The organism is Streptomyces naganishii JCM 4654 (genome assembly GCF_014650575.1).
Classification (GTDB): Bacteria; Actinomycetota; Actinomycetes; order Streptomycetales; family Streptomycetaceae; genus Streptomyces; species Streptomyces naganishii.
Window position 1 is genome coordinate 1 of the sequence record NZ_BMVF01000014.1, and the last position, 12651, is coordinate 12651.

Below are 12651 nucleotides of genomic sequence, written 5' to 3' on the forward strand. Positions count from 1 at the left end.
GACAGTCCGGACAGTCCCCGCCGGGACGAACCGGAACCGCTTACTCAAGGATTAGGAACCGATCGATGGAAGCACTGGAGAGAAGCAGAGAGCACGTGCTCGGACTCTTCCGGATCGTCGTAGGGCTGCTGTTCGCCTGCCATGGGGCGGCGACGCTGTTCGGCGTGCTCGGCGGCCCGCACGGAAGCGCTCCCCGTCCGGCCGAATGGCCCGGCTGGTGGGCGGCCGCCTTCCAACTGGTGGGCGGCGCACTGGTCCTGTGCGGCCTCGGGACCCGCGCCGCGGCCGCGCTGTGCTCGGGGTCCATGGCGTACGCCTACTTCGACGCGCACCAGCGGCACGCGGTCCTGCCCATACAGAACGGCGGCGAACCGGCCGCGATGTTCTGCTGGTCCTTCCTGCTCATCGCCGCCCTGGGTCCGGGTCGCTGGGCCGTGGCGTCCCTGGTGCGCCACCGGCGGCGGGACGGCGGACGGCCCGTCCCGGCGGCGCCCATGCCCACGGACACGCCGTCGTCGGCCTGAGCAGGCGCCGGCACCGGCTCAGTGGGCTGCCGGCCCGGTGAGGTCCTGGGTCCCCACGACCGCGAGCAGGTCCAGCAGGCCGGCGCTGTCGGTGCCGACCGCCGGCGTGAACCAGAGCAGCCGCTGACGGCCGTCCTCGCTGAACAGGTTGAGGCAGTTGACCTCGACCAGGCCGAGCGCGGGGTGGTTGAGGCGCTTGCGGTCGTCCCGCCGGAAGGCCACGTCGTGCTCGGCCCACAGCGCGGCGAACTCCTCCGAGAGCTCGAGCAGCGAGCCGATCAGCGCTCTCGCCTCCGGGTCCTTGGCGTCCCGGCGGGCCGCGGCCGCGCGCAGGTCGGCGACGAAGGCGCGGGACTGGGCCGGGTGATCGGCCTCCGGGTACAGCTCCCGGGCCCCGGGTTCGGTGAACCACCGGTACACGAAGCTCGCCCGGGCCCCGCGGAAGGCGGACTGATCTCCCAGCAGGGCCCGCGCCAAGGGGTTCTGCACGAGGGTGACGTGCAGGTCCGTGATGACCTGCGCGGGTGTCGACGTCAGCCGGTGCAGCAGGTCGAGCATGCCCGGGTGCACGTGGGAGGCGGCGTTGCCCTGCACGGGCACCGGCCGGCCGGCCAGGTGGTACAGGTGGTCGCGCTCGTCACCGGTGAGGCGAAGCGCCCTGGCAAGGGCGGCGATCATCTGCTCGGAGGGCTGGGAGCCGGCGCCGCGCTCGAGCTCGTTGTAGTAGTCCACCGACGCCCCGGCGAGCTGGGCGACCTCGTCGCGCCGGAGCCCCGGCACCCTGCGGCGGGGCCCGGTGGGCAGCCCGACGTCGGCCGGCCGGATGCGCTCGCGCCGCGACCTCAGGAAGGCGCCCAGCTCCGTGTACTTCGCAGAACCCATGACCACCATTGTGGGCTCGGCGGGCAGGCGGACACAGGGGACGCCATCCCATGTGTCCGCCGGCCGGATGCCCCGTGCGCCCGCCCCGCTAGGCTGGCGCGATGCCTGACCTGCGAACCGACCGGCTTCTGCTCCGCGAGTGGCGAGAGTCCGACCTCGGCCCCTGGGCGGCCATGAACGCCGATCCCCAGGTCCGGGAGTACTTCCCGGACGTGCTCACGCGGGAGCAGAGCGAGGCGTCCGCGGCCCGTTTCCAGGCCGGGCTCGAGCGGCGGGGCTGGGGATGGTGGGCGGTCGAGGTGAAGAAGACCGGCGCGTTCGTCGGGTTCACCGGACTTGATCCAGTGGAGGAGGACATGCCCTTCACGGGAGTGGAGGCCGGCTGGCGCCTGGCCCGGCCGGCGTGGGGGCACGGTTACGCCACCGAGGCCGCCCGCGCCGTGCTCGCCTTCGGCTTCGAGCGGCTCGGGCTGCCCGAGATCCTCGCGATCACGGTGGCCGGCAACCTCCGCTCCCAGGCGGTGATGCGCCGCCTGGGCATGACCCGCGACCCGTCCGTCGACTTCCACGACCCCACCGCCCCGGACGGCCCGCTGCGCCACAACGTGGTGTACCGCCTCCGGGCCGAAGATCACCGCCTCGCGGGGGCGTAGGGGGCGCCCTTCAGGCGGTCGTGCTTCAGGCGGGAGCCACCGGCGGCAGCCACCCGCATCGTGCGCCGGTGGCAGGCCAGGGCCTCTCTGGCCCGCCACCGCGATCTCAGCGCTTGGGGGTGCTGTCGAAGCGGGCGCGGGACCAGAGGTAGCCGGTCAGGGTGATGACGGTGCACCAGGCGAGGGAGACCCAGGCGTTGCCGCCGATCGCGGAGCCGGTGAGCAGGCCTCGCAGGGTCTCGGTCATCGGTGTGAAGGGCTGGTACTCGGCGAACCAGCGAAGGCCGGGTGACATCGAGTCGGCCGGCACGAAGGCGGAGCCGAGGAAGGGCAGGAACTGGACCAGCAGTGGCTTGTTGCTCGCCGACTCGACGGTTTTGGAGATCAGGCCGAGCGCCGCCGACAGCCATGTCACCGCGAACGCGATGGCCGTGAGCAGGCCGGCCGCCGCGAGCCACTCCAGCGGGCTCGCGTCCGAGCGGAAACCGACCGCGAGGGCCACCCCCACGACCAGGACGACGCTCGCCATGGTCTGGATGAGGCTGCCGACGACATGGCCCGTCATGAACGACGAGCGGGTGATGTCCATCGTGCGGAAGCGGTTGACGATGCCCTCGGTCATGTCGGTGCAGACCGCGATCGAGGTCGACATCGCCCCGGACGCCACCCCCATGATGATGATGCCGGGTGTCAGGTACTCCAGGTAGGCGTCCCGGCCGCCGCCCATTCCGGCGCCGATCGAGCCGCCGAAGGCGTACACGAACAGCAGCAGCATCAGGATCGGGTTCAGCGCGGCGCCGAGGGACACGGACGGGTAGCGGATCGCGTGCTTGAGGTTGCGCCGCAGCATGGTCGCCGAGTCGTGCACGGCGTGGGCGAGGGTGCTCATCGCCGGGTCTCCTTCGCGTCGAGTGGGGCTTCGCCGGCGTCGCGTCCGGTCAGGGCGAGGAACACGTCGTCGAGGTCCGGGGTGTGCACGGAGAGGCCGGCGGCCCTGATGCCGGCCGCGTCGAGCCGGTCGAGCAGGGTGCGCAGCGCGTCGAGGCCGCCGTCGCCCGCCACGCGCAGTGCGAGGCCGTCGTCGTCCCGGGCCGCGCCGGGGAAGGCGCCGACCGCACGCTCGTACTCGGCCGCGTCCGTGAACCGCACCCGTACGTGGCTGCCGGGGATCTGCGCCTTCAGTTCGTCCGCGGTGCCCTCGGCGACGATGCGGCCGCCGTCGAGGACGGCGATCCGGTCGGCCAGCTGGTCGGCCTCCTCCAGGTACTGAGTGGTGAGGAAGACGGTCGTCCCGCCCGCGACCAGTGAGCGCACCGTGTCCCACATGGTGCGGCGGCTGCGCGGGTCGAGTCCGGTCGTCGGCTCGTCCAGGAAGATCACCCGCGGGTCGCCGACCAGGGTCATGGCGATGTCGAGGCGGCGCCGCATGCCGCCGGAGAAGGTCGCGGCCCGCTGGTGCGCGGCGTCCGCGATGCCGAACCGCTCCAGCAACTCCGCCGTTCGCGAACGCCCTTGGCGCTTGCCGAGGCTCAGCAGATCTGCCATGAGGAGCAGGTTCTCCTCGGCGGTGAGGAGGTCGTCGAGCGCGGCGAACTGCCCGGTGACGCCGATCGCCGCGCGCACCCCGGCCGCGGCCGTGTGGATGTCGTGCCCGGCGACCTGGGCGTGACCGCCGTCGGCCGCGATGAGCGTGGACAGGATCTGCACGGTGGTGGTCTTGCCGGCGCCGTTGGGGCCGAGCAGCGCGAAGACGGAACCGGCCGGAATGCGCAGATCGATGCCGTCGAGCACGGTCTTGCCGCCGTAGGACTTGCGCAGGCCGATGGCGGAGACGGCGGCGGGCGGGTGTGGGGCGCCGTCCCGCCCGTGCCCCGGCCCGGATGCCGGATCCGGGGCGGACATGGGCATGACAGACGAAGGCATGGGTGCCTCCCGTTCGGATGAAGGGTGAGGTCGAAGTGGTGTGGGCGGTAAGGCGATTGAGGTGCCGGTGCTCAGACGCGGGCGCGGCGCACGTCGATGTTGCCGTAGCGGGTGCGCGCGCGGATCTTGACCGTGTCCTCGCTCTCCCCCGGCGCCTCGGACGCGGCGAGCGTGTTGCGCACCTGCCCGTGGTCGGAGCCGGCGTCGAGCCAGGCGGCGGTTCCCTCGCGGATGCCGATGTCGATGGCGCCGTAGGAGGTCTCCAACTGGACGGTCCCCTGGGCGACTTCGCCGACGCGCAGGGTGCCGTTCGCGGTGGTGGCGGTGACCGAGCTCTCGGCGCGCGCGATGTCGATGTCGCCGTGGGCGCCGCTCACCCGCAGCTCGCCGAGCGCGGCGGCGACGGCCGTGGTGCCGTGGGAGTTCTTCAGCACGGCGGAGCCCTCGACGGTGCCCACGCGCACGCTGCCGAAGCTGGCGGTGATCTCGGCGGTGCCCTCGACCCGGTCCACGGTGATCGAGCCGTGGGAGACGGCCAGTTGCAGGGGACCGGTCACGTCGAGGCGGACGTCGCCGCCGGAGGTCTTCACCCGGACCTCGCCGAGCCGGCCCTCGCCCAGTACCTGGGTCCAGGAGCCGGTGGTGTCGACGCGGGAGCCCGTGGGCAGTTCGACCGTCACGTCGACGACGCCGGACGGGCCGATCATGCGCCGCTCCTTCGTCCTGACGGTCAGCACCCCGTTCGCGTAGGTGACTTCGGTCTGCTCGGCGGCCCGTACGTCCTTGTCCCGCTCGGGGTCGCGGGGCCGCACCTCGACGACCGTCTCGGGGCGGTCGGCGGCCGTGTACCGGATGGAACCGGCGCCTACATGGGCGGTGACCGAGATCGGCGCGGGTGTGTCGAAAGAAGGCATGGCTGTACCGTCCTCTTGGCTCGTGGGGGCGTCCCCGCTGGTGGGACGCGGTGTGAGTGGAAGTGGCGTGAGCGAAGTGGTGCGGATGATGCTGGGCGGGTGAGGTGGCGCGCGCGTGGGCGCGGCTAGCGCACCCAGCCCGTGAAGCTCTGTCCGATGGTGCGGGCCCTCTCCGCCGTACGCGGCCGGGTGCCGCCGTCGACCGCCGCCGACACGGCCCGCACCAGCCACGCGTTGACCGACAGGCCTTCGCGGTTCGCGGCATCCTCGGCACGCGTCTTGAGGTGGGCCGGCAGACGCAGGTTGACGCGGGCGGTGCCACCCTCGTCGGCGTCGGCGGGCGCCGGCGCCTTGAGCGGCTCGGCGACCGGCGCGACGGCCGTTTCGGCGAAAGCGTCGCCGGCGGGCGGCGGAGTCACCACGAAGTCGGGGTCCAGGCCGCGCAGCCGTACGTCGACCGAGCCGGGGGCGAGTTCGCGGGTGATCTCGTCCATCGCGGCGGAGAGCACGTTGAGCATGGTCAGGCGGGCCGCCGACTCCAGAGGAGCGGTGAGCCGCTCGGCCAGCTCGCGGGCGTCCTTCCCGCCGGCTTCGGCGGCCACCGCGAGTTCGCGACGCAGGGTGTCGACATACGGAGTGAGGTCCATGACGCCATCATGGCACCATCATGGCGCCACGCGCAAGGCTCATAGGACCCCACGGGACAGATTCAGGAGAGCAGGCACCCTGACCTGCGACGATATCCGAGGCACGGCGTGTGCCACGCGGGGCACCACATGGCACCGGGCGGTGTCATGTGGTGCCCTGTGGCACCGGGTGGCGCCATGTGGTGCCAGCACGCACCCTCCGGTGCCACGGCGGCGGCCCCCGCCGGCCGGACACGAGGCGGCCACCCGGCGGGGGTGTTCGCCGGGTGGCCATGGACTGCGGGTGTGGTGTACGGAACTGCGGGACTACGGAGTCACGGGTCTACGGAGTCACGGGTCTACGGAGTTGCCGGTCTACGGCGCCGGAGGGTCAGCAGGCGCCGAGGTCCTGCCAGACGCCCCACTGCCCGGTGGTGCCGGGCTCCTCGCCCAGGGTCCACCACTTGGCCTTCCAGTTGTGGCCGTTGTGGGAGACCTGCTGGCCGCCGGTGTAGACCTTGTCCTTGGCCCAGGGTGCGGCGGTGCACTGGTTGCCGTTGCCGCCGGTGATGGTCAGGGCGTATGTCGCCGAGTGGCTTCCGGAGGTGCCGGCGCCGGTGACGGTGACGGTGTAGGTGCCCGAGACCGCCGCGGAGGTGGTGCTCAAGGTGAGCGTCGAGGTCCCGCCCGCCGTGACCGACGCGGGGCTGAGGGACGCGGTGGCGCCGGCCGGGGCGCCGCTGACGCTGAGGTCGACCTTCTGCGCCTGGCCCGTCGTAACCGCCGTCTTCACCGTGGCGGTGGCCGACTGGCCGGCGGTCACGGTCGCCGCGGCCGGGCTGAGCGCGACGGAGAAGTCGTTGTCAGGGGTGGTGGTGCCGCCCGTGAAGGGCGCGAAGACGTGGCTGAAGTCCCAGGTGTTCTGCTGGATGCCCGAGCAGTTGTCGGCCGCCGCGCCGCCGGGGCAGCCGCCGTTGTCGCGTTGCAGCGCCCAGAAGGAGAGGGTGTTGATGCCCTTGGCGACCGCCCAGTCGTAGACCGTACGGGCGTTTGCGAGGCTGAGGGTCTCGGCGGGGCCGAAGTCGTCGACGCCGATCATCTCGGTCACGCCGACCATGTTCCACAGCTGCGCGGAGGACTTGTCCGGGTAGAGACCGGCGAGGGTGTCGTACAGGCCCTGGGCGGCGGTCTTGGTGTCGGCCGCCATGTCGTGCGGCTGGTTGTCGTAGTAGTCGAACGTCATGAGGTTCACGACGTCGACCCGGGCGCCGTTGCTGACGGCGTTGCGCAGCAGTGCCACGCCGTTGTCCGCCAGGCCGTGGGTGGTGGTGGGCAGCGTGTAGGAGACCTCCACCTTGCGCCCGCCGGCGGCCGCCCAGTCCTGCACGAGCTTGATGGCCTTGTTGCGCCGGTCGATCCCGGCGGTGTTGTCCAGCGAGTCGACCTCGACGTCCATGTCGAGGCGCGAGATGTCGTAGGTGGTGATGACCTTCTCGTAGGCCGCGGCGATCTGCTGGACGTCGGTGCAGCTGTCGGCGATCTCGGTGCCGGTGGTGTCGGCGGTGTAGCCGCCGAAGGAGGGGATGACGTCTCCGCCGCGCTGCTGGATGGTCCTGATGTCGCTGCCGAAGGTCGCCGACGAGATCGGCATGCCGGTGTCGCCGTTCCAGTACGGCGTGCAGGATCCCTTGGACGCGGTCTGGAGGAACGCCATCGTGAGGTGCTTGGTGCCCGACTGGGCGGCCAGGTTGGCGGGGCTGTCGCCGGTCCAGGCCTCGAAGTAGGGGGCGAAGACGTGGGACGGCAGCGGTGTCGCCGCCTGGGCCGCGCCGGCGCCCGACAGGGCGAGGCCCACCGAGGCCGCGGCCGTGGTGGCCGCGACGAGGGCCGCGCGGAAGGAGCGCATGAGTCTCATGTCAGTCCCGGTGTGAGAGGGGGGTGGTTTCGCCGATTGCCGTACGGTGCTGCTTGGTTGACGCCTGTATGGGATAGCGGTCGCCGACCCGGCGGGTCAATGGTCTGGACCAAAATGGGACTAGACCAATTTCCGGGAACCTGGCGCTCATCCGCTGGACAGGCCCGCGTACGCCCCCTCGACCACGCCCGGGGAGAGCTGAGGAGCCGGTGCTGCGGACGCCCCCCGACGCCTCCCTCGCAGCACCGGCCGCATCATTCCTCAGGCGGCTCGCCACAGGGCGGGGACCGAGGGGGGTTCCCAGCCGGGCTGGGCGGTGTGGGCCTGGAGGCACACATAGGCGCTGCCCCCGTACGTCACCCGGTCCCCGGCCCGGTAGGCGGTGCCCGCGGCCCAGGTGCCCCCCGTGGGCGGCGGGGTGGTCGGGGGCGGAGTGGGGTTCTGCGGGACGTCGAGCACGAAGTCGAAGGACGCCTCGCGGCCGCCGTTGCCGTCGCGCACGTTCATCAGCAGGCGGGCGTCGAAGATCGCGTCGGTGTTGTTGCGGGGTTCGCCGGGGAAGTACAGCTGCGTCGTCAGCAGGGGGCGGCCGGGGGCCTGCACCTTGACGTGGATGTGCCGCGTGCGGCCGGGGTACAGGCCGGGGACGATCGTGGTGAGCGCGAACGCGCCGCCGGAGTCGGTGTACTGGTGTCCGCGCAGCCGGAAGCCGGTGTTGTCGTAGTCGCCGTTGTCGTCCGCCTGCCAGAAGTCCAGCAGGGCGCGGCTGACGGGCATGCAGGCGCGGCCGAAGACGTAGCCGCTCACGGTGAGTCGGGTGCCCTGCATGCCGGGTTCCAGCAGGGTGGCCCGCTCGGGCGAGTTCGGTTTGAAGTACGGGCCCTCGATCTGCTCGGGCGTGGGGTCGTCGCCGTCGTCGCAGGGCGGGGTGAGCGGGACGGGGGTGTCGGCGGAGGTGAAGGTGCGTGCGAGGGCGGGGCCGCCGATGAACGCCGCCGGGATCGCCGCTCCCACGGCGAGCGCCGCCCGCAGGACGGTCTTGCGGGGCACGAGCGTCGGCGAGTCCGGGGAAGAGGACCGGGGTGAAGACGGGGAAGAGGACTGGGCTTCGCTGTCCATGCCTGCTCCTTGTGGGGGGGTCGTCGGACCGGCAATGAACCTAGGCGCGCGTTCCCGTCGCCGCGATGGACTGGTGGTGGTGCCTGTGGTGTTTTCGGAAGTCCCCCGGGCTGGTGCCGGTCTCCCGGCGGAAGAAGCGGCAGAAGTAGGCGGGGTCGGTGAATCCGGTGCGGGCGGCGACCTGCCGTACCGGCAGGTCGGTGTGGGCGAGCAGCCGCTGGGCCTGGTACACGCGGGCCTCGATCAGCAGCCGGCCCGGGCTGCGGCCGGTGGCCGCGCGCACGGCCTGGCCGAGGTGGCCGGGCGACACCCCGAGCCGCCCGGCGCACTCCCGCACCGACCAGGCCACCGCTTCCCCGTGGGCCGTGAGGCGGGCGAACGCCTCGGCGAGCGCCGGCGGTCGGGCGGGGGCCGGGGCCGGATTCGGGGCGGATCCCTGCCCCGCCCCGGGCACTCGCCTCTTCGCGGTGTCGCGCTTCGGTTCGGGGTCCCGGCTCTGCCCCGGCCCCCGCCCCGGTCCTGACTTCCGCCTCCGCTCCGGCTCCCGCCCCGGTCCTGACTCCCGCTTCCGCCCCGGCTCTTGCCCCGGCCCCGACTCCGGCTTCCGCTCGGGCTCCTGCCCCGGTCCCGGCTTCCGGCCGGGCCCGGACTCGCCCTGCGCTGCGGACTCCCGATCCTCCCCCTCCCCCGCCCCCATCCGCGCCCCGCGCCGCCAGCCGGCTGCCCGCGTCGGACCGCCGACCGGCGCCGGCCCGCCGGCACCGCCCTGCCCCAGCATCCGTGCGGCACGCACGACGAGGACGTGCAGCAGGGCCCGTAGGACGCTCTCGTGGCCGGCCGCCCGCTGCCGGTGCTCCGCGGCCAGGTCGGTCATCAGCCGGCCGATGGCCTCGTGCTCCTCCGGGTCCAGGGCGAACCAGCACGTTCTCCCGAGCCGGCGCAGCAGTGCGCGGTCGCCGGGATGGTCCAGCAGGAAGTCCTCGGTGAACAGCGCGAGCGTGCCGTCCACTTGGCGGCCGCCCTGCCAGTGGTGGATCTGTCCGGGCAGGATCACGGCCAGGTGCGGCGGCCGCACCGGCCAGCGGGCGAAATCGACGACATGTGCGCCCGAGCCGGCGGTGACGTGCACGATCTCGTAGAAGGTGTGGCGGTGCGGGTCGCCGGTCCTGGACAGCGGGCCCATCTCCTCGAACGACCCCGCGGCGAACGGTGCCGCGCCCGGCCCGGGTAACTCCAGCCGGTGCAGGGGCGGTTCCCCGGCGGACGGGGCGGCGCAGGGGGTGCCCGGCAGGACAGTGGTGCCGCGCATGGGATCCTCCTCCAGGATTGGTCCAGACCGATCGCGTTCGGTGGGTCACCATGCCACAGCACTCCGGTGGCGAACACCGGTTCGCCCCCGCCGGGTCTGCGGACGGCCGGATCGCCCATCAGGTCCGTACCAACCCCTTGCCCCGTACTCCCCCGCGTCGCAAGCTCCCCTCATGGAGCTGGAGTTGCGTCATCTACGGACCATCAGGACGATCGCGGAGGCGGGCAGTCTCACCAAGGCCGCCTCGCTGCTGGGGCTCGCGCAGCCCGCACTGAGCGCGCAGCTCAGGCGGATCGAAGGGGCCCTGGGCGGCGCGCTGTTCGAGCGGGGGCGGCACGGTGTGCGGGCGACCGCCCTGGGCGAACTGGTGCTGGAGCGCACCCGGATCGTGCTGCCGGTGGTGAGCGAACTCCAGGAGGACGCCGTCCGGTTCGCCGGCCGGTTCGCCCGGAGCGGCCCCGCTCCGGAGCGGCTCCGGCTCGGCGGCACGCACGGGCCGCTCCTCGGCGCGCTGCTGGACCGGCTGGCGGGGGCCGTGCCCGGCTCGACGGTGACGACGTACGTGTCGTGGTCCGAACGGGAGTTGGGCGAGCTGCTGACCGAGGGGCGGCTGGACTTCGCCCTGGCGGGCACGTGCGGTTCGGCCGCGCCGCCCGGCGCCACGCGTCTGGTCTGGCGCGAGATCGCGGTGGACCCCGTGTTCGTCATGCTGCCCGAGAGCCATCCGCTCGCCGCGTGCCCGGAGGTGGAACTGTCGGCGCTGGCCGCCGAGGAGTGGGCCTGCGTGCCCGGTGACGGCTGCTTCGCGGACTGTTTCACCGCGGCCTGCGCACGGGCCGGGTTCGGCCCCCGGCGCATGTACGAGACGGACACCGCCTCCTGTGTGCACCTGGTGCAGGTCGGCCGGGCGGTGGGGCTGTGCCGGGCGACGTTCCCCACGACGCCCGGCCTCACGACCAGGCCGCTCGCCGGCACCCCGCTCGTCTGGCGGCACGTCCTCGGCTGGCATCCGACGCTTCAGCAGCCGGACACCGCGGCCACCGTGCTCGCCGAGGCACGCGGCGCGCACGCCGGCGCGGCGGCCCGCAGCGACAGTTTCACCCACTGGCTCGCGGAACGCGGTGAGCACTAGGACACGACCGGGTATGCCGCCGCGGCAAGCGCGTTCCATAACACCGGGGCAGGGGGTCGACTGGCTTCTTACGCGGGCCGATCGGTGTTCCCTACGGTTTCGGGCACCCCCACCGGAACCCGAGGAGATCCCCATGCTCCACAGACAAGCCGCCGCGTGCTGCGCCGCGTTGGCGGCCACCGGCTCGCTGCTCGTGGCCGGGCTCAGCGGCTCAGCGAGCGCGAGCGGTGGTGCCGAGGTGGCGCGGCCCCTTACCGCCGTACAGACCCTGCGTACCGCCGACGCCCCGCCCGCCCTGCTGCACGCGATGGAGCGGGATCTCGGCCTGAATCAGCGGCAGGCGCGGCACCGGCTTGCGAACGAGGCGGAAGCGGGCGCCACGGCGGGCCGGCTGCGCGCGGACCTGGGCGCGGACTTCGCGGGCGCCTGGGTCGGGGGCGCCGAGTCGGGGACGCTGACCGTGGCGACGACCGACTCCGGTGATGCGGCGGCGATACGGGCCCGCGGGGCGCGGCCCCTCGTCGTGTCCCACTCGCTGGCCTCGCTGGACGCGGCCAAGGCCGGGCTGGACCGCGCCGCGGCCCGGCACGCGACCACCGACACCCCGGTCTGGTACGTCGACGTCCGTTCCAACTCCGTGGTGGTGCAGGCGGTGCGCCCCGCCGCCGTGGGCCGCCTGCTGGCGGCGGCCGGGGTCGACCGGTCCCTCGTACGCACCGTGCGGTCGGCCGAGCGGCCGCGGCCGCTGTACGACCTGCGCGGCGGTGACGCCTACTACATCGACGGGCGCACCCGGTGCTCGATCGGCTTCCCCGTGACGCGGGGCACCCAGCAGGGATTCGCCTCGGCGGGCCACTGCGGCCAGGCCGGCAGCACCACCACCGGCTCCAACCAGGTGGCGCAGGGCACCTTCCAGGCGTCGATCTTCCCGGGCAACGACATGTCCTGGGTGGCCACCGACTCCAACTGGACGGCGACCCCGTACGTCAACGGTTCCAGCGTGCAGGTCGCCGGGTCCACGCAGGCGACGGTGGGCGCCTCGGTGTGCCGTTCCGGCTCGACCACCGGCTGGCACTGCGGCACCGTCCAGCAGCTGAACACGAGCGTGACCTACCAGGAGGGCACCGTCAGTGGTGTCACCCGCACCTCGGTGTGCGCCGAGCCCGGCGACTCCGGCGGTTCGTTCATCTCCGGCAGCCAGGCGCAGGGCGTCACCTCGGGCGGGTCGGGCGACTGCACCAGCGGCGGCACCACGTTCTTCCAGCCGGTCAACCCGATCCTGCAGACCTACGGGCTCACCCTGGCCACCGCCGGCGGCCCCGGCCCCGGCCCCGGCAACCCGGGCGGCACCTGGTCCGCCGGCACGGTGTACCAGGTGGGCGACACGGTGACGTACGGCGGCGCGACGTACCGCTGCCTCCAGGGCCACCAGGCCCAGCCCGGCTGGGAGCCGCCGACCGTACCGGCCCTGTGGCAACGCGCCTGACGTCCCTGCCCGGCACCTGAACCGCGGACACGGCCGGAATCCGTGCCCGTGCCCCTCCACCGCGGGCCGCTCCCCGAACCACGAGGGAGCGGCCCTTGGGCATGCCGTCTTACAGGAAGGCGAAATCGCGAACAGCTCTCGGATAACATACTCGAACTGACGATCACC

Annotated in this window: 12 protein-coding genes; 4 read left to right on the top strand and 8 right to left on the bottom strand. The window is 73.0% G+C overall.

The features are described from left to right. Positions 1 to 65: 65 nt before the first annotated feature. A complete protein-coding gene (locus IE217_RS23830) occupies positions 66 to 524 on the top strand; it encodes a DoxX family protein (protein ID WP_190179974.1) in 459 nt (152 codons plus the stop codon). Between the two features lie 18 nt (positions 525 to 542). Here IE217_RS23830 and IE217_RS23835 read toward each other — a convergent pair whose 3' ends face one another. Continuing rightward, positions 543 to 1406 carry a helix-turn-helix transcriptional regulator gene (locus tag IE217_RS23835; RefSeq protein ID WP_229865549.1) on the bottom strand — a complete coding sequence of 288 codons (864 nt, stop codon included), beginning with the start codon at positions 1404 to 1406 and terminating at the stop codon, positions 543 to 545. A gap of 101 nt (positions 1407 to 1507) precedes the next feature. On the opposite strand from IE217_RS23835, the gene IE217_RS23840 reads away from it, so the two are divergent. Then, a complete protein-coding gene (locus IE217_RS23840) occupies positions 1508 to 2059 on the top strand; it encodes a GNAT family N-acetyltransferase (RefSeq protein WP_190179976.1) in 552 nt (183 codons plus the stop codon). A 106-nt stretch (positions 2060 to 2165) separates the two neighbouring features. Here IE217_RS23840 and IE217_RS23845 read toward each other — a convergent pair whose 3' ends face one another. From IE217_RS23845 to IE217_RS34905, 7 genes are all read right to left on the bottom strand, one after another. Then, entirely contained in the window at positions 2166 to 2948 is a 783-nt protein-coding gene (locus tag IE217_RS23845; RefSeq protein ID WP_190179977.1) for an ABC transporter permease, read from the bottom strand. Further along, positions 2945 to 3982, bottom strand: coding sequence for an ATP-binding cassette domain-containing protein (locus IE217_RS23850; RefSeq protein WP_373298122.1), 1038 nt, complete (start codon positions 3980 to 3982; stop codon positions 2945 to 2947). The genes IE217_RS23845 and IE217_RS23850 overlap by 4 nt, the downstream gene beginning before the upstream one ends. Before the next feature lie 71 nt (positions 3983 to 4053). Beyond that, the gene (locus IE217_RS23855; RefSeq protein ID WP_190179978.1) at positions 4054 to 4896 is read right to left on the bottom strand and encodes a DUF4097 family beta strand repeat-containing protein; all 843 of its coding nucleotides are present in this window, start codon (positions 4894 to 4896) and stop codon (positions 4054 to 4056) included. A gap of 125 nt (positions 4897 to 5021) precedes the next feature. Beyond that, on the bottom strand, positions 5022 to 5543 hold the full coding sequence (locus IE217_RS23860; RefSeq protein ID WP_190179979.1) for a hypothetical protein: 522 nt from the start codon (positions 5541 to 5543) through the stop codon (positions 5022 to 5024). 370 nt (positions 5544 to 5913) lie between these two features. Then, on the bottom strand, positions 5914 to 7437 hold the full coding sequence (locus tag IE217_RS23865) for a chitinase (RefSeq protein ID WP_190179980.1): 1524 nt from the start codon (positions 7435 to 7437) through the stop codon (positions 5914 to 5916). 261 nt (positions 7438 to 7698) lie between these two features. Beyond that, positions 7699 to 8556, bottom strand: a complete 858-nt coding sequence (locus tag IE217_RS23870; protein WP_190179981.1) for a dioxygenase family protein — start codon at positions 8554 to 8556, stop codon at positions 7699 to 7701. 40 nt (positions 8557 to 8596) lie between these two features. Next, positions 8597 to 9865, bottom strand: coding sequence for a helix-turn-helix domain-containing protein (locus IE217_RS34905; RefSeq protein WP_229865552.1), 1269 nt, complete (start codon positions 9863 to 9865; stop codon positions 8597 to 8599). A 172-nt stretch (positions 9866 to 10037) separates the two neighbouring features. Here IE217_RS34905 and IE217_RS23885 point away from each other — a divergent pair, with 172 nt between their 5' ends. Continuing rightward, on the top strand, positions 10038 to 10997 hold the full coding sequence (locus IE217_RS23885; protein ID WP_190179982.1) for a LysR family transcriptional regulator: 960 nt from the start codon (positions 10038 to 10040) through the stop codon (positions 10995 to 10997). Positions 10998 to 11130: 133 nt separating this feature from the next. Continuing rightward, complete coding sequence (locus IE217_RS23890) at positions 11131 to 12483, top strand: alpha-lytic protease prodomain-containing protein (RefSeq protein ID WP_190179983.1); 1353 nt, start codon at positions 11131 to 11133, stop codon at positions 12481 to 12483. Positions 12484 to 12651 lie beyond the last annotated feature (168 nt).